At 68.7% G+C, this 25874-nt stretch carries 24 protein-coding genes and 2 tRNA genes; 19 read left to right on the top strand and 7 right to left on the bottom strand.

From position 1 onward, the window contains the following. Positions 1-303: 303 nt before the first annotated feature. The 3 genes from E3O46_RS04930 to pepN all read right to left on the bottom strand — a co-directional run bounded on the left by E3O46_RS04930 (position 304) and on the right by pepN (position 4753). On the bottom strand, positions 304-792 hold the full coding sequence (locus E3O46_RS04930; RefSeq protein WP_134559771.1) for a globin: 489 nt from the start codon (positions 790-792) through the stop codon (positions 304-306). Further along, positions 782-2092, bottom strand: a complete 1311-nt coding sequence (locus tag E3O46_RS04925; protein WP_134561206.1) for a mechanosensitive ion channel domain-containing protein — start codon at positions 2090-2092, stop codon at positions 782-784. The genes E3O46_RS04930 and E3O46_RS04925 overlap by 11 nt, the downstream gene beginning before the upstream one ends. A gap of 117 nt (positions 2093-2209) precedes the next feature. Further along, a complete protein-coding gene (pepN, locus tag E3O46_RS04920) occupies positions 2210-4753 on the bottom strand; it encodes an aminopeptidase N (RefSeq protein WP_134561205.1) in 2544 nt (847 codons plus the stop codon). Between the two features lie 108 nt (positions 4754-4861). Between pepN and E3O46_RS04915 the strand changes: the two genes are divergently transcribed. After that, positions 4862-5560, top strand: a complete 699-nt coding sequence (locus tag E3O46_RS04915) for a helix-turn-helix transcriptional regulator (RefSeq protein ID WP_174774628.1) — start codon at positions 4862-4864, stop codon at positions 5558-5560. 77 nt (positions 5561-5637) lie between these two features. Here the strand turns inward: E3O46_RS04915 and E3O46_RS04910 are convergent, their stop codons facing one another. Then, positions 5638-6045: a VOC family protein gene (locus E3O46_RS04910; RefSeq protein WP_134561204.1), complete on the bottom strand. Its 408-nt coding sequence runs from the start codon at positions 6043-6045 to the stop codon at positions 5638-5640. A gap of 113 nt (positions 6046-6158) precedes the next feature. Here E3O46_RS04910 and E3O46_RS04905 point away from each other — a divergent pair, with 113 nt between their 5' ends. The 4 genes from E3O46_RS04905 to E3O46_RS04890 all read left to right on the top strand — a co-directional run bounded on the left by E3O46_RS04905 (position 6159) and on the right by E3O46_RS04890 (position 9107). Next, a complete protein-coding gene (locus E3O46_RS04905; protein WP_134561203.1) occupies positions 6159-6776 on the top strand; it encodes a GNAT family N-acetyltransferase in 618 nt (205 codons plus the stop codon). Between the two features lie 52 nt (positions 6777-6828). Then, on the top strand, positions 6829-7635 hold the full coding sequence (locus tag E3O46_RS04900) for a GNAT family N-acetyltransferase (RefSeq protein WP_134561202.1): 807 nt from the start codon (positions 6829-6831) through the stop codon (positions 7633-7635). A 129-nt stretch (positions 7636-7764) separates the two neighbouring features. Further along, positions 7765-7956, top strand: coding sequence for a DUF1059 domain-containing protein (locus tag E3O46_RS04895; RefSeq protein ID WP_241975418.1), 192 nt, complete (start codon positions 7765-7767; stop codon positions 7954-7956). Between the two features lie 5 nt (positions 7957-7961). Continuing rightward, complete coding sequence (locus E3O46_RS04890) at positions 7962-9107, top strand: EAL domain-containing protein (RefSeq protein ID WP_241975419.1); 1146 nt, start codon at positions 7962-7964, stop codon at positions 9105-9107. Positions 9108-9161: 54 nt separating this feature from the next. Here E3O46_RS04890 and E3O46_RS04885 read toward each other — a convergent pair whose 3' ends face one another. Both E3O46_RS04885 and E3O46_RS04880 read right to left on the bottom strand, forming a co-directional pair. Next, the gene (locus E3O46_RS04885) at positions 9162-10655 is read right to left on the bottom strand and encodes an SDR family NAD(P)-dependent oxidoreductase (protein ID WP_134561201.1); all 1494 of its coding nucleotides are present in this window, start codon (positions 10653-10655) and stop codon (positions 9162-9164) included. Between the two features lie 114 nt (positions 10656-10769). Further along, positions 10770-12362: an MFS transporter gene (locus E3O46_RS04880; RefSeq protein ID WP_134561200.1), complete on the bottom strand. Its 1593-nt coding sequence runs from the start codon at positions 12360-12362 to the stop codon at positions 10770-10772. Positions 12363-12548: 186 nt separating this feature from the next. Between E3O46_RS04880 and E3O46_RS04875 the strand changes: the two genes are divergently transcribed. The 10 genes from E3O46_RS04875 (at position 12549) to E3O46_RS04830 (ending at position 22322) form a co-directional block, all read left to right on the top strand. Then, on the top strand, positions 12549-13151 hold the full coding sequence (locus E3O46_RS04875) for a mycothiol-dependent nitroreductase Rv2466c family protein (RefSeq protein WP_134447866.1): 603 nt from the start codon (positions 12549-12551) through the stop codon (positions 13149-13151). 63 nt (positions 13152-13214) lie between these two features. Beyond that, a complete protein-coding gene (locus E3O46_RS04870) occupies positions 13215-13748 on the top strand; it encodes a ribose-5-phosphate isomerase (protein ID WP_134447868.1) in 534 nt (177 codons plus the stop codon). A 1-nt stretch (position 13749) separates the two neighbouring features. Beyond that, positions 13750-14748 carry an Fpg/Nei family DNA glycosylase gene (locus tag E3O46_RS04865; protein WP_134559777.1) on the top strand — a complete coding sequence of 333 codons (999 nt, stop codon included), beginning with the start codon at positions 13750-13752 and terminating at the stop codon, positions 14746-14748. A 37-nt stretch (positions 14749-14785) separates the two neighbouring features. Beyond that, on the top strand, positions 14786-15466 hold the full coding sequence (locus E3O46_RS04860) for an FMN-binding negative transcriptional regulator (protein ID WP_134561199.1): 681 nt from the start codon (positions 14786-14788) through the stop codon (positions 15464-15466). After that, complete coding sequence (locus E3O46_RS04855; protein ID WP_134561198.1) at positions 15463-16953, top strand: amidohydrolase; 1491 nt, start codon at positions 15463-15465, stop codon at positions 16951-16953. The genes E3O46_RS04860 and E3O46_RS04855 overlap by 4 nt, the downstream gene beginning before the upstream one ends. A gap of 107 nt (positions 16954-17060) precedes the next feature. After that, positions 17061-18488 carry a sensor histidine kinase gene (locus E3O46_RS04850; RefSeq protein WP_134447876.1) on the top strand — a complete coding sequence of 476 codons (1428 nt, stop codon included), beginning with the start codon at positions 17061-17063 and terminating at the stop codon, positions 18486-18488. A 4-nt stretch (positions 18489-18492) separates the two neighbouring features. Next, on the top strand, positions 18493-19173 hold the full coding sequence (locus tag E3O46_RS04845) for a response regulator (protein ID WP_241975420.1): 681 nt from the start codon (positions 18493-18495) through the stop codon (positions 19171-19173). A 131-nt stretch (positions 19174-19304) separates the two neighbouring features. Continuing rightward, positions 19305-20282 carry an L-lactate dehydrogenase gene (locus E3O46_RS04840; protein WP_134447880.1) on the top strand — a complete coding sequence of 326 codons (978 nt, stop codon included), beginning with the start codon at positions 19305-19307 and terminating at the stop codon, positions 20280-20282. Positions 20283-20309: 27 nt separating this feature from the next. Next, on the top strand, positions 20310-21125 hold the full coding sequence (locus tag E3O46_RS04835; RefSeq protein ID WP_134447882.1) for a sulfite exporter TauE/SafE family protein: 816 nt from the start codon (positions 20310-20312) through the stop codon (positions 21123-21125). A gap of 54 nt (positions 21126-21179) precedes the next feature. Continuing rightward, complete coding sequence (locus E3O46_RS04830; RefSeq protein ID WP_134561197.1) at positions 21180-22322, top strand: hypothetical protein; 1143 nt, start codon at positions 21180-21182, stop codon at positions 22320-22322. A 44-nt stretch (positions 22323-22366) separates the two neighbouring features. Here the strand turns inward: E3O46_RS04830 and E3O46_RS04825 are convergent. Beyond that, positions 22367-22440 (bottom strand) — tRNA-Gly (locus E3O46_RS04825). Positions 22441-22606: 166 nt separating this feature from the next. On the opposite strand from E3O46_RS04825, the gene E3O46_RS04820 reads away from it, so the two are divergent. The 4 genes from E3O46_RS04820 to E3O46_RS04805 all read left to right on the top strand — a co-directional run bounded on the left by E3O46_RS04820 (position 22607) and on the right by E3O46_RS04805 (position 25655). Then, positions 22607-22683, top strand: a tRNA-Pro gene (locus E3O46_RS04820). 42 nt (positions 22684-22725) lie between these two features. After that, entirely contained in the window at positions 22726-24174 is a 1449-nt protein-coding gene (gene tig / locus E3O46_RS04815; RefSeq protein ID WP_134561196.1) for a trigger factor, read from the top strand. A 193-nt stretch (positions 24175-24367) separates the two neighbouring features. Next, complete coding sequence (locus E3O46_RS04810) at positions 24368-24967, top strand: ATP-dependent Clp protease proteolytic subunit (RefSeq protein WP_134447888.1); 600 nt, start codon at positions 24368-24370, stop codon at positions 24965-24967. A 16-nt stretch (positions 24968-24983) separates the two neighbouring features. Then, positions 24984-25655 carry an ATP-dependent Clp protease proteolytic subunit gene (locus E3O46_RS04805; protein ID WP_134447890.1) on the top strand — a complete coding sequence of 224 codons (672 nt, stop codon included), beginning with the start codon at positions 24984-24986 and terminating at the stop codon, positions 25653-25655. The last annotated feature ends 219 nt before the right edge of the window (positions 25656-25874 follow it).

The raw sequence follows: 25874 nt of genomic DNA, 5'->3' as shown, positions 1-25874 counted from the left end.
CTGCTCGTCGCTGAGCGCGTCGTAGTCAGCTGATGACCTTCCCAAGGCCGCGACAGCATCCGGCACCAGCACGGTGACGGGCGTACTGGGAGACGCACCGCCATGCGGCTGCTCCCGCGATGCCGGCAACTCCGGAAAGTTCGTCATGCCCCCACGTTACGACCCACCACCGACATTCTCTGAGTATGGCTCAGGTCTGTGGAAATCTACTCTGATCAGGTACGTGTTGAGGCGAATTCACAACGTTCTCGTTCTTTCGAGAGCCTGTTCTCCCCTCCAGGGACGGTTGGAGACGCCCTGAGGTCAGTCGTCGAACGTGTTCAACATGGCGTGTGCCGCGCGCTCGAGGTAGTCCCAGAGCACGGTTCGCTGCAGCTCGGGCAGCTCGCAGGAGTCGACCGCGGCACGCATGTGCAGCAGCCAACGGTCCCTGGCGTCCGGGTTGACCTTGAAGGGCTGGTGCCGCTGGCGCAGCCGCGGGTGTCCGCGCTGTTCGCTGTAGGTACCCGGGCCGCCCCAGTACTGCTCGAGGAACCCGGTGAGGCGCGCTGCCGCTGGGCCGAGGTCGTCCTCCGGATACATCGGCTTCAGCACGGGGTCGCCGGCGACACCCCGGTAGAACTCGGTGACGAGCCTCTCGAAGAACGGTCGCCCGCCGACCTGCTCGTAGAACGAGGCACCGATCGCGGCACCGTTCTCACCGTTGCGCAGCAGCACCCGGGCAGGCAGTGCGGGGTCGACCGGGGTCGGGGCGGGGGCGGATGCCGGTGGCTGGGCGGGGTCAGTCGTCATGGGATCCCTCGGGGGTGGGTTCGGTTTCGGGAGTCGGCGGGCCCGGGTGGGCGGCGTCCGGCGTCGGAACAGTCGGAGCCTTCGGGGCTGCCTGAGCCTTCGGGGTGGCTGGAGCGGTCGCGGTGGTCGGGGTGGTCGGGGTGGCGGAAGTCTTGGGGGCTCGCGGAGCGCGGGGTGCGGTTGCCCGTGGGGCGGGGGCCTGGGCGGCCTCGACGGGAGCGTCGTCGACCGGGGCTTCCTTCTTGGCAACGGACTTGGCCTTGCGGGGCCCGCGTGGGGTCCTGGCCTTCTTGAGCGGAACAACCTCGATGTGCGGCAGCGGATCGGGTTCCGCGGCCGCGGCGACGGCGGCGATATCGACGGGGTTCGTCGGCGGCGTGGCATCCGAGCCGTCGTCCGACCCCGTCATCACGACGCTGTTGAGCGGAGTGAGCGAGACCCCGAGGCTGTCGAGCGCGAGCTTCAGGTGCAGGCGCAGGTCGCGGGCGAAGTCCCACTTCGCCGAGACACGCACCTTCACGGCGAGCCGGGTGACAAGGGCCTCGGCGGAAATCGACTCGAGGCCCCAGATCTCCGGCTTCTCGAGGATGATCGACCGCCATTTGCGACTCGAGGCGAGCGCCGTCGCGACCCGCAGCATTTCGGACTGGATGGCTTCGACGTCCGAGCTGTACGGGATGGGCAGGTCGATGATGACGCGGGCCCAGCCCTGCGACATGTTGCCGACCCGGAGGATCTCGCCGTTGCGAACGAACCAGAGCGTGCCGTTCACGTCGCGGATCTGGGTGATGCGGATGCCGACCGTCTCCACGACGCCGGAGGCGAACCCGGTGTCGACGATGTCGCCAACGCCGAGCTGGTCCTCCATGACCATGAACAGGCCGTTCAGGATGTCCTTGACGATGTTCTGGGCACCGAAGCCGAGGCCGGCGCCGATCGCGGCCGTCAGCAGGGCGAACGAGCCCAGGATGCTCGGGGCCATCACCTGCAGGATGAGCAGGCCGGCGATGATCACGACGAGCACATTGACGATGTTGGTCAGTACGGAGCCGAGCGTACGGGTGCGCTGCACGACGCGAACGGCGGCGACCGGGGACACATTGAGCGCCCGGGTGTCCTCAACCTTCTGGGTGCGCTTGACGCCGGTGACAATCTGGATCACCACGCGGCGGATCACGAACTGCAGGATCCAGTGCACCGCGAACGCGACGATGAGGATTCCGAGCACCTGCAGCAGTTGTAGCCCGAGGGTCGTTGTGAAGTATTTGACGATTTCAGCCCAGATAATGTCCCAGTTCATAGCGCTTTCGAGTCTACCGAGAGCCGACCGGGCGAACCCTGAGCGCCCCGCCAACGTGAAAACGGCCCCGCCCCCTGAGGGGCGAGGCCGTTCGGGCCGGCGGATGCCGCGGTGCGGTTACTCGGCGTCGCGTGCCTGGGCGGCGAGGGAACGTTCCACTCCCGCGAGGTTCTCGATCACGAGGCGACGCAGTGCGACGGGCTCGGGGTTGGCGCCGAGCCACGTGCGGGTCGCCTCGACGAGCGCCTGGTTGGCGAGCGGGGACGGGTAGAGGCCGATGATGAGCTTCTCCGCGATCGAGAAGCTGCGGGAGACCCAGATCGGCTGCAGCATCGCGAAGTAGGTGTCGACGAACGGCTCGAGCAGGCTCGTGTCGTTCGCGCGCAGGAACCCGGCCGCGGTGACGCGCACGATCGTGTTCGGGGCGGTGTCCGTCTCGATCAGGGAATCCCAGGCGGCCTGCTTGGCCTCCGGGGTCGGAAGAGCGGCGCGAGCCTGCGCGGCCGACTGGGCGCCGGTCGCGGTGTTGTCCGCAGCGTGCGCCGCGTCGATCTCCGCGCCGTCGACCTTGCCGCCGGCGGCAAGGGCGATGAGCAGCTCCCAGGCGAGGTCGGTGTCGATCTCGAGCCCCTCGAGCGGGACCGTTCCGTTCCGGAGGGCCGCGACGCTCGCGAGCTGGCTGTCGGTCGCGGCGACGGAGGCGAAGAACTTCACGAACTGGAACTGCGCGTCGCTGCCGGGCTCGGCGTGCTGGGCGAGGGACCAGAGCGCGTCGCCGACCTCGGTCAGCGTCGAGGCCTGGAACTCGGGAGCCACATAATAGTTCGCGGCGAGCACGAGCTGGCCGAGCACGGTGCGCAGGGTGGTCGACTCTGTCTCGCTCGCGATGTTGCCGAGCACGAGGCTCACGAAGTCGCGGGCGCCGGTCTCGGCGTCGCGGGTGGCGTCCCAGATCGCACCCCAGACGATGGCGCGGGCGAGCGGGCTCTCGATCGCGGCGAGGTTCTCGAGGGCCACCTCCTGCGAGGCCGGGTCGAGCCGGATCTTCGCATAGGCGAGGTCGTCGTCGTTGAGGAGCACGAGGGCCGGGCGGGCGCGGCCGACGAGCTCGGCAACATCCGTCTTCGCTCCGTCGACGTCGATCTCGACCCGGTGGGTGCGCACGAGCTGCCCGTCGACGAGGTCGTAGAACCCGATCGCGAGGCGGTGCGGGCGGATCGTCGGGTAGTCGGCGGTCGCGCTCTGCAGCACGGAGAAGCCGGTGATGACCCCGGCGGCGTCCACGGCGATCTCGGGGCGGAGGGTGTTGACGCCCGCGGTCTCGAGCCACTTCGCGGCCCAGCCGGAGAGGTCGCGGCCGCTGGATGCCTCGAGCTCGACGAGGAGGTCGTTGAGCTCGGTGTTGCCCCACTGGTGCTTGGCGAAGTAGGAGGCGACGCCGGCGAAGAACTCGTCGCGGCCGACCCAGGCGACGAGCTGCTTGAGGACAGATCCGCCCTTGGCGTAGGTGATGCCGTCGAAGTTGACGAGCACGTCATCGAAGTCGGTGATGGTCGCGACGACGGGGTGGGTCGAGGGCAGCTGGTCCTGCTTGTATGCCCAGCTCTTCTCCATCACGGCGAAGGTGGTCCAGGCCTCTGTCCACTCGGTCGCTTCGGCAGTGGCGATGGTCGAGGCCCACTCAGCGAAGGACTCGTTGAGCCACAGGTCGTTCCACCACTTCATCGTGACGAGGTCGCCGAACCACATGTGCGCGAGTTCGTGCAGCACGGTGACGACGCGGCGTTCCTTGATGGCATCCGTGACCTTGGACCGGAAGACGTAGGTCTCGGTGAAGGTGACCGCTCCGGCGTTCTCCATCGCGCCCGCGTTGAACTCCGGCACGAAGAGCTGGTCGTACTTGTCGAAGGGATACGGGTAGTTGAACTTCTCCTCGAAGTAGGCGAAGCCCTGGCGGGTCTTCTCGAAGAGGTAGTCGGAGTCGAGGAACTGGGACAGGCTCTTGCGGCTGAACAGGCCGAGGGGGATGATCCGGCCGTCGCTCGAGGTGAGCTCGCTGCGGATGACCGCGTACGGGCCGGCGATGAGCGCCGTGATGTAGCTCGAGATCGTGTGGGTGGGCTCGAACGCCCAGGTCTTCACGCCGTTGCCGGCATCCGTGGGCTCGGGCGTCGTCGAGTTGGAGACGACCTCCCATTCGCCGGGGGCAGTCACGGTGAACTGGAACGCGGCCTTGAGGTCGGGCTGCTCGAAGACTGCGAAGACACGGCGGGAGTCCGGAACCTCGAACTGGCTGTAGAGGTAGACCTCGTTGTCGACCGGGTCGACGAAACGGTGCAGGCCCTCACCGGTGTTCGTGTACTCGGCGTCGGCGACGACGGTGAGCGTGTTCTCTGCGGCGAGACCATCGAGCTGAATGCGGATGCCGTCGCTCACGCTTGCCGGGTCGAGGTCGACTCCGTTGAGGGTCACTGCGTGCACCGTGCGCGTGATCGCGTCGATGAACGTCGAGGCACCCGGGGTCGCGGTGAAGGTGACCGTCGTGGTGCTCGCGAAGGTTTCGGGACCCGTCGTGAGGTCAAGGCTGATCGCGTACTTCTGCACAGTGACGAGCGCTGCGCGCTCCTGGGCTTCGATCCGGGTGAGGTTCTCTCCTGGCAACGTTTTCTCCATCTCAGTCTCGACCGGCGCTTCTGGCGCCGGTCGCACGTCTCTTAAGCCTACCGATCCTTGACGGCAAGGTCGGTGCCTGCCGTTAGAGTGGCTGGCGTGAACCGGACCGACCGCCTCTATGCGATCGTGGAGGAACTGCGCGCGGTCGCGCCACGCCCACGCAGTGCGGGATGGCTGGCCGGGCGCTTCGAGATCAGCTCGCGCACGATCGAGCGCGACATCAGTGCACTGCAACAGTCCGGGGTGCCGATCTGGGCCGAGCACGGGCGCACCGGCGGCTATTGTCTGGACCAGCGGCGGACACTTCCACCGGTGAACCTCACCCCGGACGAGGCCGTCGCCCTCTCCGTCGGTCTCCGACTGCTCGAGGAAACGCCGTTCCGGGCCGCCGCACGCTCCGCCCTGCCCAAACTCCTGGCCGCGATGCAGGCTGACGACGCGCGTGCCGCACGGGAGCTGGCCGGGCGCATCCACCTGCTCGGCGACGGGCATCCGCTCCCGGCGGTTCCGCACAGCGTGGCGAGCGCCCTGTCGACCGGCCGGGTGCTGCGCCTCGCCTACCGGGACACGGCAGGCGCCCTGACCCGGCGCGACGTCGAACCGCTCGGCTACGTCGGATCGCCGACGCACTGGTACCTGCTCGGCTGGTGCCGGCTGCGCGACGGCGTGCGCGCCTTCCGCGTCGACCGGATCGTGTCCGTGTCGGTGACGGCAGAGACGCCCGATCCCCGCCCGCTGGCCAGGGACGATCTGGACATCCCGTACGGCGTCGTCACCCGGCTCGACCTGGGGTAGGCGACGGGCACACGGCGGTGGCCGGTGTACACGCCGGCATCGCGGCCAGGGCCCTGGGCCTGAGTCTGAGCCCGGCCCTACCGGTCGTGGCCGGCGAACCTGGCGACGGCGTCCGCTGTCACGGGTGTGAAGAAGTTGAGCAGAGTACCGTCGGGGTCGCGCACCAGCAGGGACCGGTTGCCCCAGGGCATGGTCGTTGGCACGGTGACGACATCGGTGAGCCAGGGGGAGAGCCTGGCGTATTCGGCGTCGACGTCCGCGACGAGGAACTCGATGATCGCGGTGTGGTTGTCGGCCGGGCGCGCGGCTCCGGGCCCGAAGAGGCCGACGGTCCGCGTGCTGCCGATCGCCAGAGTCCCCGTCGGGGTGCGTATCTCGGCGAAGATATCGGTCGACCAGCTGGCCGGTGTGCGGAGTGCGCGTTCGTAGAAGGCGACCAGGCGCTTCACGTCGTCGGTGATCAATCGAACGGATACGAGGTTCATCGGTACGGTCCTTGTCTGGCCGGGAGCATCCCGGCAGGAGCCAGTCTCGAGCCCGCGTGCGACAACCCCCTGTCGGTGTTTAACGGCAGAATCCGATCGAATAGGGTCGAGGCATGGAATTCGCCGTAGCGCCCCGACTCTCCGGAACCCGCGTCACCCTCGAGCCACTCGCCCCTGAGCACGCGGCCGAACTCGCCGTCGCCGTGGCAGAGGGCGAGCTGTGGCGTGCCTGGTACACGGCGGTCCCGCGGCCGGAGGCCATGGCCGCGGAGATCGACCGGCGCCTCGCGCTCGCCGCGTCCGGGCAGATGATGCCGTGGGGCATCCGCCTGACCTCGACGGGGGCCATGGTCGGCATGACGACCTTTATGCACCCGAGCCCCGACCAGCAGCGGCTCGAGATCGGCTCGACGTGGCTGGGAAAGAGCGCCCAGGGCACCGGCGCCAACCGGGAGGCGAAGCTGCTGCTGCTCGGGTATGCCTTCGAGGAGCTCGACTGCATCGCGGTCGAGTTCCGCACGCACTGGCACAACCGGCAGTCCCGCGCCGCGATCGCAGCGCTCGGTGCGAAGCAGGACGGCGTGCTCCGCAGCCACTCCGTCGGGCCGGAGGGCGCCGTGCGCGACACCGTGGTGTTCTCGATCATCGCTGCCGAGTGGCCGGCCGTGCGCCTCGGCCTCCGCGAGGGGCTCGCCCGGTATGCAGCGCTCGCCGAAGCCCCGGGCGCGTGAACGCCGACCGAACCGGATGCCGGCGGTCGCGCCGCGTCGTAGGCTGACGCCAATGACATCCACCGTCGCATCTGCAGCAGCCCTGCTCTCCGCCTACGACGACCAGCTCCGCCTGTGGGTGCCCGCTGTGCCGCCAGCTTCCCCCGTCTACGAGCTCGAGGGGCCCGTGCTGCGGGTCGTCGGCCGCACCCGCGGCTTCGTCGAGACGGCGCAGGACGTCGGCGTGCGTGGCGCGGACCTCGACGCCCTGATCCGCCGCCACCGCGACTTCTTCGCGGCCCGCGGCGAGCCCGTCGAATGGAAGACCCGTAGCCACGACCTGCCCGCCGACCTGCCCGAACGGCTCGAGGCCGCGGGCTTTGTGGCCGAGGACCGCGAGACCGTCGTGATCGGGCTGACCGGGCCGCTCGCATCCGCCCCGACAGTGCCGGAGGGGATCACCCTGCGCCGGGTCACGACTCGAGCGGACTTCGAGCGGATCGCCGCGCTGCAGACCGAGGTGTGGGGCGAGGACCATGCCTGGCTCGCCGACGACCTCGAGTCGAGCGTGCGGGAAGCGGGCGATGACGTCGTGATCATCGTCGCCGAGGCGGGGGACCGGCTCGTCTCGTCCGCCCGCCTGGAATTCCAGCCCGGCACCGATTTCGCCGGGCTCTGGGGCGGGTCGACCCTCGCCGAGTGGCGCGGCAGGGGCGTCTACCGGGCCCTCGTCGCCGCCCGTGCGCAGCTCGCCGCCCGCCGCGGCGTGCCCTACCTCCAGGTTGACGCCTCGGACGACAGCCTGCCGATCCTGCTGCGCCTCGGCTTCGAGGCCGTCACGACGACAACGCCATACGTCTGGACCCCGACGCACGACTGAACCCGGTTCCCGGCGATCCAATCCGCACGGCCGCACACTCCGAACATAATCATGGGCGGAGAGGCTGCGTCTCCGAGTGCATGGCGCGGCGACGACCGTCGGCGGGATGCGTTTATGCTTGCAATCTAGATGAGGGTGGGGCTCGTGAAATCGTTTGCTTGTGGAGATGTGGTGCCGGGCTGCGAGGCCCGTTGGGTGTGCTCGACGGATGACGAAATCCTGTTTCAGGTGTCGGCTCATGCCGCCGCCGTGCACGGATTGAGCGAGGTCTCGCCAGAGCTCGAACAGGCCGTGCTGGCCACCATCGTCCCGGTCGGCTGACGCTCGTGCCGGCCGACCGCGTTCGGGCCGATCGCGCCCCCGGCGACGCAGGCTGGGACTCCATGCTCGCCGCGGCCTGCCGGGGAGAGGGTGTGTCGAGCGTCTACCAGCCGATCGTCGACTCCGCCAGAGGCGTGATCGTCGGGTATGAGGCCCTGACCAGGTTCTCGGGATACTCCGAGCGGAACCCGGAGAGCTGGTTCGCCGCAGCCCGCGCGCACGGCCGGGCGGAAGAACTCGAGGTGCTCGCACTGCGCACGGCGCTCGTGGCGCGCCCGACCCTGCCGCGGAACTGCTTCCTGACCCTCAACGTGTCGCCGGACCTGCTGTCGTGCGAGAGTGTCCGCGAGGTGTGGCGGGACGAGGGTGACCTCGGGGGCCTGATCATCGAGTTGACCGAACAGGCGCCCATCGAGTCCTACCTGTCCCTCGAGCCCTATCTCCACGAGGTGCGTGCGGCGGGCGGTCTGATCGCCGTCGACGACGCCGGATCCGGGTATGCCGGCTTGCGGCATCTGCTTTCGCTCCGCCCCTCGATGATCAAGCTCGACAGGGCCCTGATCCAGGATCTCGATCGTGACGAGGCGAAACTCGCGCTCGTCGAAATGGTCGGAACCTTCGCGGGCCGGGTCGACGCGTGGCTGCTCGGGGAAGGCGTCGAGACCGTCGAGGAACTCGACGCGCTCGTCGCCCTCGGGGTGCCCCTCCTGCAGGGCTACGTGCTCGCGCGGCCGGCGCCGCCGTGGGCCGGGATCGACGTCGACGTGGCGCTCCGCCTCGCCGCGCGACGAGTGTCCAGCGCGGCCGCGGTGATCCGGGACGTACTCGAGGTCGTTCCGACCGTCGAAAGCGTTGCAGCCGCCGCCGCCGCCTTCGGCGCACAACCGAGGCTGCGCTCCGTTGTGCTCATTGATGAGCACCATCGCCCGGTGGCGGCGCTCGGCGGTGGATCCGCCCGGCTCGGGGTCGTGAGCCAGGGCCTCAGGGTGAACCTGGACACGCCCATCACCGAGGCACTCAAGCGCGCGATGACCCGCGACGAGACGAGCAGGTTCGACCCGCTCCTCGCGACCGACAACGCCGGCCGTTTCACGGGCATCGCCCGCCTGGAACGTCTGGTCACCGCGGTGGCCGGTTCCGACCGGTCGTGAGTGCGGTCGACAGCCCCGCTCCTCCGGCGGCAGCCGTGCAGCTGAGCCCCCGGGCTACCAGGCTGCGGGCTTGTAGTCCTTGAGGAAGACGCCGTAGAGGTCCTCGCCTGCCTCGCCGCGCACGATCGGGTCGTAGACCCGCGCCGCACCGTCGACGAGGTCGAGCGGGGCATGGAAGCCCTCCTCGGCGAGGCGCAGCTTGGTCGGGTGCGGCCGCTCGTCGGTGATCCAGCCGGTGTCGACGCTCGTCATCAGGATCCCGTCGCCGAGCATCTCCTTCGCGCTCGTGCGGGTGAGCATGTTGAGCGCGGCCTTGGCCATGTTCGTATGCGGGTGGCCTGGCCCCTTGTAACCGCGGCCGAAGACGCCCTCCATCGCCGACACGTTGACGATGTACGTGCGCCGGGCAGTGGATGCCGCGAGCGAGGCCCGCAGACGGCTCACGAGCAGGAACGGCGCCGTCGTGTTGCAGAGCTGCACCTCGAGCATCTCGAGCGGGTCGACGTCCTCGACGTTGGCGGTCCAGCTGTTGGCGGAGTGCAGGTCGGGAACGAGGCCGCCCGCGTCGATCGCGGTACCGGCCGCGTGCCGGGCGAGCGAGGACGAGCCGGGTGCGAGCGCGAGCGCGGTGAGGTCGTCCGCGGTGAGCGCTTCGGTTGCAGACACGGTCGCGGCGGCGAGGATCGGGTGGCTCGTCACCGAGGCGGCGAGGGCGCTCGGGTGGGCGTCGTTGGTGTGGCCGAAGCTGACGATCTCGGGCACGGAATCGGCCGGCAGCGGCGAAGACTCCGCCTCGACGAGCATCGAGTACGAACCGGGGGAGCGGCGCACGGTCTGCGCCGCGTTATTGATCAGGATGTCCAGGGTGCCTGCTGCCGCGACGGAGTCGGCGAGGCCGATCACCTGGGCGGGGTCGCGCAGGTCGATGCCGACGATCCGCAGCCGGTGCAGCCAGTCGCCGGAGTCGGGCATCGCGGTGAAGCGCCTGACCGCGTCCCGGGGGAACCGGGTCGTGATGGTGGTGTGGGCGCCGTCCCGCAGCAGCCGCAGCGCGATGTACATGCCGATCTTGGCCCGGCCGCCGGTGAGGAGTGCGCGCTTGCCGGTCAGGTCGGTGCGGGCGTCGCGCTTCCCGTGGCTCATCGCAGCGCAGGCCGGGCAGAGCTGGTGGTAGAACGCGTCGACGAGGGTGTACTTCTGCTTGCAGATGTAGCACGCCCGCGGAACGAGAAGCTCGCCTGCCGACGCCCGGTCGGTGCCGAGGCGCAGCTGGGCGCCGACGGTCTCGTCGTCGATCCGGGTCGGGGCGCCGGTCGCGGTCGCCGCGATGACCTCACGGTCGGCCTCCGCGATCAGGGCCCGCTTCTCGCCGCGGCGCACCTGCTTGACCGACTTGAACATCTTCGCGGTCGCCTGCCGGACGGTGACGAAGTCCGGGTCTTCCTGGTCGAGTGCGGCGAGGGAGGCGAGCACTCGCAGGGCGGTCTCGAGGTCGCCGGGGTCGATGCTCGGGACGGGCACGGACTCTGCGGAAGGCTCGATGGTCATCCGTCAATAGTACGGGCCGCTCCCGGACGCCGCCCGGGCGGACCGCCTGACGAAGAAGCGGCGTCCGTCCCAGGGGACGGACGCCGCGTGCCCCTGGGGCGGATGCCGGTGGTGCTAGACGCCGACCGGGTGGCGCTCTGGCTCGGTTTCGGGCTCCGGGAGAATGGCGTCGATCGAGCTCGTCGCCGGCTCATAGGTGTGGTCGAACGGCATCTCATTGGTGTCGAGGTTCGGGTTCTCGTCCTGGGTGGCGACGAGTTCCCGTGCCTCGAAGACGGAGTCGACGCTCGGCATCGAGCCGGGCAGGGGGCGCTGGGCGCTCTCCTTGAGGAAGAAGATGCTCACCGCTCCGACAGCCGAGGTGGCCATCAGGTAGTAGGCGGGCATCATGTCGTCGCCCGTTGCCTCGATGAGGGCCGCGATGATGAACGGGGTGGTTCCACCGAAGATGGCGACCGCGAAGTTGTACGCGATGCCCATCGCGCCGTACCGGCTCTCGGTCGGGAACAGCGCGGGCAGGGCCGAGGCGAGGTTCGACACGTAGAACGTCACCGGGAACGCGATCAGGGCAAGACCGAGCAGAGTCGACCAGATCTCGCCGACACCGATCAGCATGAACGCCGGGATCGAGAGCACGACCGTGCTGATCGCACCGACCCAGAGCACCGGTCGGCGGCCGATCTTGTCGGACAGGTGCCCGGTCAGCGGGATGCAGAGCGCCATGATGACGAGCACCGGGATGGTGAGCAGGGTGCCGTGCAGCTCGTCGTACCCGAGCGAACTCGTCAGGTAGGTCGGCATGTACGAGGTGAGCGCATAGCCGACGGTGTTGGCTGCTGCGACGAGGATCATGGCGAGCAGGATGCCCCGCCAGTGCGCCTTGAAGATGGTCAGCGGGCCGTTCGGGGCCGCGTCGGTGCCGTTCGGATCCAGTGACGCTGCTTCCTTGGCGTCGAGGGTGGCCTGGAAGGCGGGGGATTCCTCGATCTTCATCCGGAAGTAGATCGCGATCAGGCCGAGCGGTCCGGCGAGCAGGAACGGCAGGCGCCAGCCCCAGTCCTCCATGGCCGGCTGGCCCAGGGTGACCTGCAGGATCGACACGAGTGCGGCGCCGATCGCGAAGCCGAGGTAGCTGCCCATGTCGAGGAAGCTCGCGAAGAACCCGCGGTGCTTGTCCGGGGCGTGTTCGCTGACGAAGGTGGTGGCACCGGCGTACTCGCCACCGGTGGAGAAGCCCTGGACGAGCTTGGTCAACACCAGGAGAGCGGCGGCCCAGCTGCCGATCATCGCGTAGTTCGGCAGGATGCCGACGACGAACGTCGACGCGGCCATGATCATCAGCGTCATGGCGAGGACCTTCTGGCGGCCGATCTTGTCGCCGAGCCAGCCGAAGAAGACGCCGCCGATGGGGCGGGCGATGAAGGTGGCGGCGAAGGTGCCGAGGAGGAACAGGGTCTGGACCGACTTGTCGGCCTCGGGGAGGAACACCGGTCCCATGGTCGTGATGAGGTAGCCGAACACGCCGACGTCGTACCATTCCATGGTGTTTCCCACGATGGTTCCGCCGAGTGCTTTCTTGAGCATCGGCTGGTCGACGACGTTGACGTGGGAGACCCTCAGGCGACGCTGCAGGAGGGGCTTTTTGGTCTTGATTATGGCGCGCTTGGCACCGGGCATAGAGTCTGACAAACTACGGTCTCTGGGCATTTGAACTTCTCTCGTGGAGATCACTTGCTCGCGACGTGGAGCTGGCCCTTTTCGGGCATAACGAGCAATTTTAGTCCAAAAACGCCGTCAAACCGAATTTTTTGGTGGGATACCGACGCTGGGCAGGGGTTTCTTCACCTTCGCGGAGCGAGCGGATGTGGGTGTGCGTGCACCTAGGCTGGTGCGATGACGGACACCGTGAAGTTCTGGTTCGACCCCTCCTGCCCCTGGGCCTGGATGACCTCCCGCTGGGTGGATGAGGTGGCCTCACAGCGTGACCTCGACGTCACCTGGAAGGTGATGAGCCTCGCGGTGCTCAATGAGGACAACGACGTGAGCGAAGAGTACGCCGCGTTCTTCCCCCGGGCTCTCCGGTACACCCGCCTCGTGCAGGCGGCGCAGGAGCTGCACGGGCAGGCGACCGTGAAGGCCCTCTACGACGCACTCGGCACCCGGATCCACCCCGGCGGCAGCACGAACCCCGACGAGGTCATCCCGGCGGCGCTCGCCGAGGTCGGCCTTCCGGCGGACTTCGCCGCGTGGGCCGACAGCGACCACTACGACCCGGAGATGCGCGCAAGCCACTTCGACGGGATGAACCGGGTCGGCCAGGACGTCGGCACCCCGGTCATTGCGGTGAACGATGTCGCCTTCTTCGGCCCGGTCATCTCGCCGGCGCCCAGGGGCGAAGCCGCGACGAAACTGTGGGACGGCGTCGTGGCCGTGGCCGCGTACCCCGGTTTCTTCGAGATGAAGCGAACCCGCACGGTCGGTCCGATCTTCGACTGAGCGGATGCAGGCGGCGCCGGGAGCAGGACGGCGATCGCACGGGACGGCAAATAGTATGGGGTCATGCGCATTCACCTCGCCACTGACCATGCCGGCCACGATTTCAGCCGTTTCCTCGTCGGTCACCTGACCGAGGCCGGCCACGAGGTCGTCGACCACGGGCCCACGAGCTACGACCCGCTCGACGACTACCCGTCGTTCTGCATCAATGCCGCCCAGGGCGTCGTCGACGACCAGGCCGCGGGCATCGACGCGCTCGGCGTCGTCTTCGGGGGATCGGGCAACGGCGAGCAGATGGCCGCGAACAAGGTCGTCGGGGTCAGGGCCGCGCTGGTCTGGAACCTGGACATCGCCCGGCTCGCGCGTGAGCACAACAACGCGAACGTCATCTCGATCGGCGCCCGCCAGCACACGATCGAGGAGGCGACCTCCTTCATCGACGCGTTCATCGCCGAACCGTTCACGGGCGAGGAACGCCACGCGCGACGCATCCGCCAGCTTTTCGAATACGAGACCACCCGGTCCATCTCCGGCATCAGGGTCGACCCGGCACGCATCGACCCGTCCAGCGTCGACCCGGCCCGCAGCGCGCGCTGACGTGCCAGAGGGTCATTCCGTCCACCGGATCGCCCGGCAGTTCGCGCGCAACTTCGTGGGCCACCGGGTGCAGCTGTCCTCGCCGCAAGGCCGTTTCGTCGAAGGCGCCGCCGTGCTCGACGGGCATGTGATGACCAGGGCGCGCGCCGTCGGCAAGCAGATGTTCCTCGAATTCGACGACGGGCTCTGGCTGCGGGTGCACCTCGGCATGTACGGCGCGTGGGACTTCGCCGGTGAGATCCTGATGGACGCCACGATCGCATCCGCCAACGGCCGGATGGGCCAGACCAACCAGCGCGGCACAGACCTCGACGGGCCGGCGGATGCCGTCCTCGACTCCGCGGGGGAGAACTCGCTCCGGAGCATCGGAGCTCCCCGGCGAACCCGGGTGCGGATGGCCGAGCAGGAGAAGGAGATCGACCAGCGGGGCACCTTCCCGCCCGAACCGGTAGGGCAGGTGCGGGTGCGCCTGCTCACCGACACGGTATGCGCGGACCTGCGCGGCCCCACCGCCTGCCAGGTGCTCGACGCCGCAGAGGTGCAGGCGGTCATCGACAAGGCCGGCCCTGACCCGCTCCTCGATGACAGCCCAGCAGCGGAGGACCGGTTCACGGCCGTCGTGCGCCGCAAGCCCACCCCGATCGGACTGCTCCTGATGGACCAGTCCGTGGTGAGCGGCATCGGGAACGTCTATCGCGCCGAACTGTTGTTCCGGGCCGGTGTCAACCCGCACGCGCCGGGCAAGAGCCTCACCGAGGACACCGTGCGCGGTCTCTGGCGGGACTGGGCGCACCTGCTGACGATCGGCGTCGAAACCGGCCAGATGATGACCATGGACGACCTCGCTGGCGCCGACTGGGTGCTCGCGATGAAAAATCGCGCGGACCGGCACTGGGTCTACAAGCGCGAGGGCCTGCCCTGCCGGGTCTGCGGCACCCACATCCTGCTCGAGGAGATGGGCGCCCGCAAGCTCTACTGGTGCCCGACCTGCCAGGCCTGAAGATCACCCCCCGCCAGCGAGACAGACAGGACGCAACATGCGCAACACCCCCAGCTTCGTGCTCACTGATCCCGCCGAAATCCGGCGGCTGATCCGGGAGAACCCGTGGGCGACCCTGGTCAGCCACACGAGCACGGGCGATCTCGTCGCCTCGCACTACCCGATGCTTCTCGAAGAGTCCGTTTCAGGAACGGATACCGATTCCGGCGAGCTCGTTCTGGTCACCCACGTGGGTCGTCCAGACGAGCAACTGCACGAGCTCGGGCAGCACGAGATGATCGTGATCATCCAGGGCCCGCACGGGTACGTGTCCCCGGGGTGGTACGACGCCAACCCGGCCGTGCCGACCTGGAACTTCATCACCGCGCACCTCTACGGCACGCCGGAGATCCTCAGCGCCGAGGAGAACCTGCTCGTGCTCGACCGGCTCGTCGATCACTTCGAGGAGCGCCTGCCCGAACCGCGCCGCCTGCACGGGACGGCCGCGAACTCGGCGTACGCCGACCGGATCTCGGCCGGTACCGTCGGCTTCCGCCTCCGGGTCACCCGGGTGGTCGCCAAGAGCAAGCTCAGCCAGAACAAGCCTCCCGAGACCGTCGACCGCATCATCTCCGAACTCGAGGGGACCGGTCCGTACGCGAGCGTGAACCTCGCCGCCGAGATGCGGCGCGCGCACGGGCGGCTCTCCCGCGCCGCCCGGGCCGGAGACGGCTCATGAGCCCCGATCCGCTCGTCCTCCGGAACGCCCGACTGCCCGGGAGCGACGAACTCACCGATGTCGAGATCGTCGACGGCACGGTCACGAGGCTCGGCTTCCTCGGTGGCGAGGGCGGCATGGGTGGCGACGGTCCTGCCGTCGAGTCGATCGACCTCGGCGAGCGCTGGCTGATCCCCGGACTGTGGGACAACCACGTGCACTTCACCCAGTGGGCGCAGATCGCCCGCCGACTCGACGTGTCGACAGCAGTCAGCGCCGCGGAGGCCGCCCGGATCGTCGCGGGGCGCATCCCGCTGCTCACGACAGGGGAGACCCTGATCGGCTTCGGCTTCCGCGACGGGCTCTGGCCGGATGCCCCCGGCCGCGCCGTCCTCGACGCCGTCTCAGGAACGGTCCCCGTCGTCCTCGTCAGCGGTGACCTGCACAGCGTCTGGCTCAACTCCGCCGCCCTCGCCGCCCGCGGACTCGGCGACCACCCCACCGGCCTGCTCCGCGAGGAAGATGCCTTCGCGGTGGAACGGGCACTCGACGCCGTTCCGGACGCGATCAGCGACACCTGGGCCGACGAAGCGGCGCGGGTCGCCGCCGCCCGCGGCGTCGTCGGCATCGTCGACCTCGAAATGGTCTGGAACCTCGACGTCTGGCGCCGCCGCATCGCCGCAGGCACCGATTCGCTCCGGGTCGAGTTCGGCATCTACACCGAACACCTCGAGCGCGCCGTCGCAGAGGGCCTCCGCTCCGGTGCCGTCATCGACGGCACCGGAGGTCTGCTCAGCGTCGGCCCGTACAAGGTCATCACCGACGGTTCGCTCAACACCCGCACCGCATACTGCTTCGACGACTACCCGGGGCTCACGGGCGCCGACGCCAACGGCGTGCTGAGCGTGACGCCAGACGACCTGCTCCGCTGGATGCGCCTCGCGAGCGAGTCCGGCATCCACCCCGCCGTTCACGCGATCGGCGACCGGGCCAACCGGATCGCCCTCGACGCCTTCGAGACCCTCGGCTGTGCGGGAAGCATCGAACACGCCCAGCTGCTCAGTCACGCCGATGTCGACCGGTTCGCCGCCCTCGGCGTCGTCGCGAGCGTGCAGCCAGAGCACGCCGTCGACGACCGCGACGTCGCGGACCGCTACTGGGCCGGCCGTACCAACCGCGCCTTCATGCTCGCGAGCCTGCTCCGCGCCGGGGCACGACTCGCGCTCGGCTCCGACGCGCCCGTCGCGCCGCTCGACCCCTGGGTCGGCATCGCCGCCGCGGTCGGGCGCACCAGGGACGGCCGTGAAGCCTGGCACCCCGAGCAGGGCGTGTCCCGCCAGGCCGCGCTCGCCGCATCCGCCCGCGGCAGGCACCGGGTCGCGGTCGGCGACCCGGCCGACCTCGCCGTCTGCGAGACCGACCCGTTCGTCGCGTCCCTCGACGACCTGCGGCGGATGAACGTCGCAGCGACCCTGCTCGGCGGCCGGTTCACCCACCGCGCGCTCTGACCCGATGCGGGCCGCGGGGGTTTTCCCCCGCAGCGATTGGGACGCAGGCCCGATGGGCGCGCCGGGCGTTCACGGCGAGGCTGGAGTCATCCACCAAGGAGGACACCATGACCACGACGACACCCGCAACCGTCCCGCACTCCGGGGAATCTGGCAGTCTGGAGACCGTGCAGACCCCTCTGAGCGAAAATCCCGGCTATCGAGGCCTCTGGCGGTCGGTACCACGGGAACTCGGCTTCCTCCTGCTCGCCCTTCCCGTCGCGGTCATCGCCCTGAGCGTGCTGAGCACCGTCTTCTTCACGGGCGTCGGTATGGTCGCGATCTTCGTGGGGCTGTTCGTGATCGTCGCCGCGCTCTATGCCGCGCGTGGTTTCGGCCTCGTGGAGCTGACCCGCCTGCGCTGGGCCGGCCAACCGGCCATCCGGCCTCCCCGGTGGGAACGTGACGGCCAGCCGGTCACCCCGCTTCGAACCCTGCTGGGCCCGCTTGTCGGCGGCCACTACTGGCTCTACCTCCTGCACGGCATGGTCGTGAACTTCGTGATCTCGCTCGTGAGCTGGACCGTCACCGTCGTCTGGCTCTCGATCGCCCTCGGCGGGGTCACCTTCTGGCTGTGGGGCTGGTCGATCCCGCAGGGCCAGGAGGGGGCAACCGGGCTGTTGGGCCTCGGCGAGCTGATTCTGCCGGGTACCCAGGGCGTCGGCAACCCGTACCTCGTCGAGAGCCTGCTCGAACTAGCGCTCGGCCTCGCGTTCCTCGCCACGCTGCCCTACGTCACCCGGGGCCTCGTGCTCGTGCACCGGTTCATCGGCCAGGGCATGCTCGGGGCCTGGCGCTCCGAGGCGCTCACCCGCGAGGTCGCCGACCTGAGCGCCTCCCGCGGCGCGGCCGTCGTCGCAGAGGACCGCGGCCTCCGCCGCCTCGAACGCGATATCCACGACGGACCCCAGCAGCGCCTCGTGCGCCTGCAGATGGACCTCGCGAGCGCCGAACGCAAACTCGACACGGACCCTGCCGCCGCCAGGGCGCTGCTCGCCGAGGCGCGGGAGCAGGCCCACGACACCCTCGAGGAGCTCAGGGCGCTGTCCCGCGGGCTCGTCCCGCCGATCCTGCAGGACCGCGGCCTCACCGTCGCGCTCGAGTCCCTCGCAGCCAGGAGCACCATTCCCGTCGCTCTCGAATTCCAGCTCGAGCCGGGGCTGCGGCTGCCCTCCGAGATCGAACGGAGCGTATATTTCATCGCGGCCGAGCTCCTCACGAACGCCGCCAAGCACTCCCGCGCGAGCGGCATCCGCCTGCACCTCGCCCTGCGCCGGGTGCCGGACGACGACTCAACCTGGCTCGACCTCTGGGTGATCGACAACGGCATCGGTGGGGCTGTCCTCACCGAATCGCACGGGTTGTGCGGCCTCGACGAGCGCCTGCGGGGGCTGCGCGGCCTGCTGTCGATCGACAGTCCGGCCGGAGGTCCCACGAATGTCGGTGCGCACATCCCGCTGGCCGAAACCCTGCCAGGTTCGATCGTCGTATCCTGAACGGGTGACCTCGCCAGAGCAGACCAGCGCAGCATCCGCGGCTCCGCTCCGGCTCGTTCTCGCCGAGGACTCGCTCCTGCTTCGTGAGGGGCTCGTGCGGCTCTTCGACGAGGCCGGGTTCGACTGCGTGGCCGCCTATGGCGACGCGGACGGCCTGCTCGCCGACGTCGATCGCCTCCGGCCGGACATCGCCGTGCTCGACGTGCGGATGCCGCCGACATTCCGGGACGAAGGGGTGCGTGCCGCCCTCGAGCTGCGGCGCCGGCTCCCCGGAGTCGGGATCCTGCTCCTCAGCCAGTATGTCGAGGCCACATACGCTCACGAACTCCTCGCGGCCGGCGACGGAGGACTCGGCTACCTGCTCAAGGACCGGGTCGCCTCCCTCGACGAACTGCAGGATGCCATCCTGCGGATCCACGCCGGTGGAACGGTGCTCGACCCGCAGGTGGTCCGTGAGCTTCTGGGCCGCCGCACCGACCCGCTCGAGAGACTCACTCCCCGGGAGCGGGACGTGCTCGGGCTGATGGCCGAGGGGCGCACCAACGTCAGTATCGCCTCCCGGCTCGTGATCGGGGTCGGCGCCGTCGAGAAGAACGTCACCGCCATCTTCCAGAAGCTCGGCCTCGACGATTCGGGAACGGACCACCGCAGGGTGCTCGCCGTCCTCGCCTTCCTCCGCCACTGAGTATTCTGCTGGCACTGAGTATTCCGCCGGCGCTGAGTATTCCGCTGCCACGAGGCGAATTGAACGTAGATAATTCGGTTTAATCTGATGAAACAGGTGCGAACGCGTCCTGGTGCGGGCAGACTGGAACCATGAGCGCAATCGAGAATTCCAAGCTGGCCATCATCGGAGCGGGCGCCGTCGGCACCTCCCTCGCGTATGCCTCCCTGATCCGGCAGTCGGCCCGCGAGGTGGTGCTCTACGACATCAACGAGCCCAAGGTCGAGGCCGAGGTGCTCGACCTCGCGCACGGCACCCAGTTCACCGGCGCGTCCTGCGTGTCCGGCGGTGCCGACCTCGACATGATCTCGGACGCCAACATGGTCGTGATCACCGCGGGTGCCCGGCAGCACCCCGGCCAGTCCCGCCTCGAAATGTCCGGCGTCAACGTCGGAATCCTCCGCGAACTGATGCCCAAGCTGATCAAGCGCGCCCCCGACGCGGTCTACATGATCGTGACCAACCCCTGCGACATCCTCACCTACGCCGCGCTGCACTTCAGCGGACTTCCCTCCAGCCGGGTGTTCGGCTCCGGCACCGTTCTCGACTCCTCCCGCCTGCGCTGGTTGCTCGCGCACCGGGTCGGCGTTGCGATCGCGAACGTGCACGCCACGATCGTCGGCGAGCACGGCGACTCCGAGTTCCCGCTCTGGTCCCAGGCCAGGGTCGGTCCGATCTCGCTCGACCAATGGGTCGCCGATGACATCTCCCCGGTGACCAACGGACGCGAGAAGTTCTCCGAGGCCGAGTTCGCGGCCATCACCGAGGACGTCAAGACCGCCGCGTACCGGGTGATCGCGGGCAAGGGTGCCACGAACTACGCGATCGGGCTCTCCGGTGCCCGGATCGTCGAGGCCGTGCTGCGCGACGAGGGCGCCGTGCTCCCGATCAGTTCTGTGCTGACCGACTACCGCGGCGTGAGCAACGTCGCCCTGTCCGTCCCGACGGTCGTCAACGCCGAGGGGGTGTCCCGGGTGATCGAGGTGCCCTTCTCCGAGTCGGAACAGGCCCTGTTCCAGCACTCTGCCGACACCCTGCGGGCGACGCTCGACACCCTCGGCCTGAAGTAGGGCGCGGCCCCCACTACGGTGGGAGGCATGTGGCCAGAGGCATTTGCAATCGCCGCGGCCGGTTTCGCCGCGGGCATGATCAACGTCGTCGTCGGTTCGGGGACCCTCATCACCTTTCCGATCCTCGTGCTTCTGGGATACCCGCCGCTCGTCGCCAACGTCTCCAACAACCTCGGACTCGTGGCCGGCGGCGTCGCGGGGACGATCGGCTACCGGCGCGAGATCGCCGCTCATCGCGGTTTCGCCTTCGCCCTTCTCCCTGTCGCCCTGGCCGGCGGCCTCGCCGGTGCCACCCTGCTGCTCGTGCTCCCCAGCAGCGCCTTCAAGGCCATCGTTCCTGTCCTCATCCTCGTCGGGATCCTCCTCGTCGCCGTCGGGCCGTGGATTCAGCGCCGGATCGCCGCACGAACCGCGCCGGCCAGCGAAGCGGATGCGGTGGCGGCGCCGACTGCCGAGGCGGCCGGCATCCCCGGCGGTCGTGGCCGGCGCGTCGGCATCATGGTGAGCATCTTCATCCTCGGCGTCTACGGCGGTTATTTCGGCGCGGCCCAGGGGATCCTGGTGGTGGGCGCCCTCGGCATCCTCACCACGGTCTCGCTCGGGTCACTCAACGCCGTGAAGAATCTCCTCGTCACCGGCGTGAACCTGATGGCCTCGATCATCTTCATCCTGTTCGCGCGCGACTCCATCGACTGGGCCGTGGTCGGTCTCATCACCGTCGGCGCGGGCCTCGGCGGCCTCCTCGGCGCGCGGGTTGGGCGGCGCCTGCCGCCCACTCTCCTGCGCGTGATCATCGTGACCGTCGGCGTCGTCGCGCTCGTCAACCTGATGCTCCACTCCTGACCGTTCTGTCCTCGGGGGAGCAGTCCGGAGTAGGTTGATCGCGGGGGAATTCACATGACGCTCGCAGCTTCAGCACTGGTCCGCTCCGTAACTTTGATCTGCGCCCTGACCGCGGTAGTGACGCTCGCCGGGTGCACGCAGGGTTCCGGCGGTTCCTCTCCGGGTGCCTCGCCAGAACCCACGGCATCCGCGACGACGACGTCCCTGCCCGTCGCGCTCGACTGTGGCCTGGTCCTGCCGGTCGACCGGGCCGCAGCCGCGCTCGGACTCCCGACGAACAGCCTCTTCGATCAGGCCACCCGGCCCACCGCCGAGCAGCAGCCGAGCAGCGGCGCCACCCAGATCATCGTGCAGGACGCGGCCGATGCCCTCGGCGGCCTGGTCGACTGCAGCTGGTCAGCCCCGGACAACGGCACCGGAGCGCTGACGGACGACGGCAGCCGGATGCTCCCGCGCGTGAGCGTCCGTGTCCTCCGGAATGCCGCAGACGAGTTCACCGCCGGCGAACCGGATTCCGACGACGGCCTGCGGGGCCTGCACCCGGTCGAACTTGGCGACACGGCGTACGTGGCCTGCCATCCGCCGGAGCACGACTCCTGCCGGGCCGAAATCCTGGTCGGAACCACCTGGGTCAACGCGACCGTGAGCCCGCAACCCACCGAGGAGAGCTTCGTCGCGTTCGCCGGCACGGTCGTCGCTGCCGTCCGATCCGCCGGGTCCGCACCGGTCACGACGGCGCCCGTGCTCGTCGGTTGTGACGCGCTCCTGACCACTGCCGACCTCGCGGATGCCGTCGCCATCGTCCATGCGAACCCGACGGACTACGGAGCAGCCGGGAGCGGGGACATCGGCATCCGGCCCGCCGCGCAGAGGACGGCCGGTCTTGTTCGGTGCGGCTGGTCGAGCTCGGATTCCGGGGCGTCCTCAGGCGGTGCACTCCTGAACATCCTGCCGGCGGCCTCGGCCGTCTGGCGGGCGACACCGCCGAACCAGGCCAATTCCAGCATCCGGTTCGAAGCGGTGAGCGGGCTCGGGGACGAGGCATTCGCCGGCTGCGGAGGGGACACCTGTGAGGTCGACGTGCTTTCCGGCGGTGTCTGGGTGCTCGTGCAGCACGACGCTCAGCCGACCGGCAACCTGGACGGAGCGAAGACGCTTGCGACCGCCGCCCTGGCCAACTACCTCGCCAACCGATAGGGCGCCGGGGCAATTGCCGGCTACGGAAAGGGAATGACCGGATATGGAGGGGATGACGGGAATCGAACCCGCGCCATCAGTTTGGAAAACTGAGGCTCTACCATTGAGCTACATCCCCATGAGTGCCGAACTGCGCACTCAAATACCTTAGTACAGCAACGGCGACCTCGCGTACGCGAACCGGCCATGGGCATCCGGTCGGTGCAGTAGACTTACCGAGGTCAATCCGCTGTCGCGTGCACCTGCGTGGCGTCAGGCTGACTCCAACGGGTTGAGACAATATCCGGGGCGTAGCTCAGCTTGGTAGAGCGCTCGGTTTGGGGCCGAGAGGTCGCAGGTTCGAATCCTGTCGCCCCGACCATCACCCCCCTCTGAACCAGATCGAACACAGGAGATAACCCACGTGAAGTCCACGGTCGAAAAGCTGAGCCCCACGCGCGCCAAGGTCACCATTTCGGTGACCCCGGAGGAGCTGAAGCCCAGCATCACCCACGCATATGGTCACATTGCCGAAGACATCAACATCCCCGGCTTCCGCAAGGGCAAGGTTCCGCCGCCCATCATCGACCAGCGCGTCGGTAAGTCGGCCGTCCTCGAGCACGCCGTCAACGAAGGCCTCGACGGTTTCTACCGTGCCGCCGTCGACGAGCACAAGCTCCGCCCGCTCGGCCGCCCCGAGGCCGACATCGTCGAGTGGCCGTCCGACAAGGACTTCTCCGGCGACCTCAAGCTCTCCATCGAGGTTGACGTCCGCCCCGAGATCGACCTTCCCGCATACTCCGGCCTCAAGCTCGTCGTCGACACGGCCGAGGTCACCGACGAGGACGTCACCGAGGAGCTCGACAAGCTGCGCAGCCGCTTCGGCACGCTCATCACGGTCGACCGCCCCGCCAAGACCGGCGACTTCGTGCAGATCGACCTCGTCGCCTCCATCGGCGACGTCGAGGTCGACAACGCGACCGGCATCTCCTACGAGGTCGGCACCGGCGACTTGATCGACGGCATCGACGAGGCACTCGACTCGCTCAGCGCGACCGAGACCACGACCTTCAACTCCACCCTCATGGGCGGCGACCACGAAGGCGAATCCGCAGAGATCACCGTGACGGTCCTCGCCGTCAAGGAGCGCGAGCTTCCCCCCGTCGACGACGACTTCGCGCAGATCGCCAGCGAATTCGACACCGTCGCAGAGCTCACCGAAGACCTCAAGGCGCAGGCGCTGCGCTCCAAGATCTTCGGCCAGGGCACCCAGGCTCGCGAACTGCTCATCGAGCAGCTCCTCGCCTCCGTCGAGGTCCCGATCCCGACCGCGATCATCGAGGACGAGGTGCGCCGTCACCTCGAGGGCGAGAACCGCCTCGAAGACGACGTGCACCGCGCCGAGGTCACCGAGTCGAGCGAGAAGACCTTCCGCCAGCAGATCCTGCTCGACACGATCGCCGAGGCCGAGAAGGTCCAGGTCAGCCAGGACGAGCTCACCCAGTACCTGATCCAGGGCGCAGCCCAGTACGGCATGGACCCGAGCGAGTTCGTCCAGGCGCTCAGCGGAAACGGCCAGATCCCGTCGATGGTCGCAGAGGTCGCCCGCAACAAGGCCCTCGCGATCGCCCTCGGCAAGGCGGAGGTCGTTGATGGCAACGGCGCCGTCGTCGATCTCGCCGAGTTCACCGCGATCGCGGGCGACGAGCCCGAGGCCGCCGCGGACGGGACCACCTCCGTCGACGTCGACATCGACGCCGTCACGGTCGACCCCGCCGCGGACGCCGCAGCAGCCGCCGCGTCGGAAGACGCTGACGACGAGGCCGCCGAGGTCCCCGCGAAGCCGAAGAAGAAGGCCGCAGCCAAGAAGTAACACCCGCGGGCAGCATCCGCTGCCAGCACCCGCTGTACTCCAGCGAACGAGGGCCGGGCGTCTCAGGACGTCCGGCCCTTCCGTGTTCCCGGGCGCGGGGGAGCCGCGCAATCTGCCGAGGGCGAACACGGCCGTTCTGGCTCTCAGGCTCCTATAGATTCAATCTCAAGCGACAAGTGAAACGGAGCGCGACATGGCCGATATGACCCCAACACCCGGCGTTTTTGACCGACTGCTGAAAGACCGCATCATCTGGCTCGGTTCGGAGGTCCGGGACGAGAACGCCAACGAGATCTGTGCCAAGATCCTGCTGCTCGCCGCGGAGGACTCTGAGCGGGACATCTTCCTGTACATCAACTCGCCCGGCGGCTCGATCACGGCCGGCATGGCCATCTACGACACGATGAAGTTCGTACCGAACGACATCGTCACCGTCGGCATCGGGCTGGCGGCCTCCATGGGCCAGTTCCTGCTGTCCTCCGGCACCAAGGGCAAGCGGTACATCACGCCGAACGCGCGGGTCCTGCTGCACCAGCCGTCCGGCGGCTTCGGCGGCACGGCGGCAGACATCCAGACGCAGGCGAAGGTCATCCTCGACATGAAGAAGCGGATGGCGGAACTCACGGCGGAGCAGACCGGCAAGTCGGTCGAGCAGATCCTGATCGACAACGACCGCGACAACTGGTTCACCGCCCAGGAAGCCGTGACCTACGGCTTCGTCGACCACCTGCGCGGCTCCGCGTCGGAAGTAATCGGCGGCGGCGGCACCGACGACTCAGTGAACAAGATCTAGGACGGGCGTACACGACATGGAATTCACGAATTTTGGTCACCAGGCCGGTGGCCGCGCACCGCAGGCTCCCGAGTCTCGGTACATCCTCCCCACCTTCGAAGAACGCACGGCCTACGGCTACAAGCGCCAGGACCCCTACGCGAAGCTCTTCGAGGACCGCATCATCTTCCTCGGCGTCCAGGTCGACGACGCGTCCGCTGACGACGTCATGGCCCAGCTCCTCGTGCTCGAGAGCCAGGACCCTGACCGCGACATCGTGATGTACATCAACTCACCGGGTGGCTCCTTCACCGCGATGACGGCGATCTACGACACGATGCAGTACATCCGTCCGCACATCCAGACGGTCTGCCTCGGCCAGGCGGCGTCCGCCGCCGCCGTGCTGCTCGCCGGCGGAACGCCCGGCAAGCGCCTCGCGCTGCCGAACGCACGCATCCTCATCCACCAGCCCTCGGCCGGTGGACAGGGCGGCGGCCAGGCTTCCGACATCGAGATCCAGGCAGCGGAGATCCAGCGGATGCGCGACTGGCTCGAAGAGACGATCGCGCACCACTCCAACCGCACCTCGGCGCAGGTCCACAAGGACATCGACCGCGACAAGATCCTCGGCGCCCCCGAGGCCCTCGAATACGGCCTGATCGACCAGATCCTGACGAGCCGCAAGAACGTTCCGGTCCTCGTCAAGTAGCAGTTCCCTTTCGCGACGGGGCAGGTCCCCGTTCTCCTGTCGCCCGCGCGGCGGCCGGTCGGATGCGCAAGCACCGGCAGGCCGCCGCGTTCCGGTTTTCGCCGGTCGGGCGCCGCGCGATATCCCACCCGCGGGGGATTATTACGGGTTTCCACCGATCCGCGTCGCTTGCACCCCAGTGTCACCCCCAGAGGCTAGGCTCGGTTCAGCGAAACAAGC

It is taken from the genome of Cryobacterium glucosi (assembly GCF_004402235.1).
GTDB lineage: Bacteria > Actinomycetota > Actinomycetes > Actinomycetales > Microbacteriaceae > Cryobacterium > Cryobacterium glucosi.
The sequence above is the reverse complement of the archived record's forward strand: the minus strand, read 5'-3'. Positions and strand labels throughout refer to the sequence as shown.

Excerpts from the sequence above, each read along its gene's own strand:
- E3O46_RS04930 (WP_134559771.1), bottom strand. The coding sequence starts at position 792 with ATGACGACTGACCCCGCCCAGCCACCGGCATCCGCCCCCGCCCCGACC.
- E3O46_RS04925 (WP_134561206.1), bottom strand. The coding sequence starts at position 2,092 with ATGAACTGGGACATTATCTGGGCTGAAATCGTCAAATACTTCACAACG.
- E3O46_RS04910 (WP_134561204.1), bottom strand. The coding sequence starts at position 6,045 with ATGAACCTCGTATCCGTTCGATTGATCACCGACGACGTGAAGCGCCTG.
- E3O46_RS04905 (WP_134561203.1), top strand. The coding sequence starts at position 6,159 with ATGGAATTCGCCGTAGCGCCCCGACTCTCCGGAACCCGCGTCACCCTC.
- E3O46_RS04900 (WP_134561202.1), top strand. The coding sequence starts at position 6,829 with ATGACATCCACCGTCGCATCTGCAGCAGCCCTGCTCTCCGCCTACGAC.
- E3O46_RS04895 (WP_241975418.1), top strand. The coding sequence starts at position 7,765 with ATGAGGGTGGGGCTCGTGAAATCGTTTGCTTGTGGAGATGTGGTGCCG.
- E3O46_RS04885 (WP_134561201.1), bottom strand. The coding sequence starts at position 10,655 with ATGACCATCGAGCCTTCCGCAGAGTCCGTGCCCGTCCCGAGCATCGAC.
- E3O46_RS04880 (WP_134561200.1), bottom strand. The coding sequence starts at position 12,362 with ATGCCCAGAGACCGTAGTTTGTCAGACTCTATGCCCGGTGCCAAGCGC.
- E3O46_RS04875 (WP_134447866.1), top strand. The coding sequence starts at position 12,549 with ATGACGGACACCGTGAAGTTCTGGTTCGACCCCTCCTGCCCCTGGGCC.
- E3O46_RS04870 (WP_134447868.1), top strand. The coding sequence starts at position 13,215 with ATGCGCATTCACCTCGCCACTGACCATGCCGGCCACGATTTCAGCCGT.
- E3O46_RS04860 (WP_134561199.1), top strand. The coding sequence starts at position 14,786 with ATGCGCAACACCCCCAGCTTCGTGCTCACTGATCCCGCCGAAATCCGG.
- E3O46_RS04855 (WP_134561198.1), top strand. The coding sequence starts at position 15,463 with ATGAGCCCCGATCCGCTCGTCCTCCGGAACGCCCGACTGCCCGGGAGC.
- E3O46_RS04850 (WP_134447876.1), top strand. The coding sequence starts at position 17,061 with ATGACCACGACGACACCCGCAACCGTCCCGCACTCCGGGGAATCTGGC.
- E3O46_RS04840 (WP_134447880.1), top strand. The coding sequence starts at position 19,305 with ATGAGCGCAATCGAGAATTCCAAGCTGGCCATCATCGGAGCGGGCGCC.
- E3O46_RS04835 (WP_134447882.1), top strand. The coding sequence starts at position 20,310 with ATGTGGCCAGAGGCATTTGCAATCGCCGCGGCCGGTTTCGCCGCGGGC.
- E3O46_RS04830 (WP_134561197.1), top strand. The coding sequence starts at position 21,180 with ATGACGCTCGCAGCTTCAGCACTGGTCCGCTCCGTAACTTTGATCTGC.
- E3O46_RS04810 (WP_134447888.1), top strand. The coding sequence starts at position 24,368 with ATGGCCGATATGACCCCAACACCCGGCGTTTTTGACCGACTGCTGAAA.
- E3O46_RS04805 (WP_134447890.1), top strand. The coding sequence starts at position 24,984 with ATGGAATTCACGAATTTTGGTCACCAGGCCGGTGGCCGCGCACCGCAG.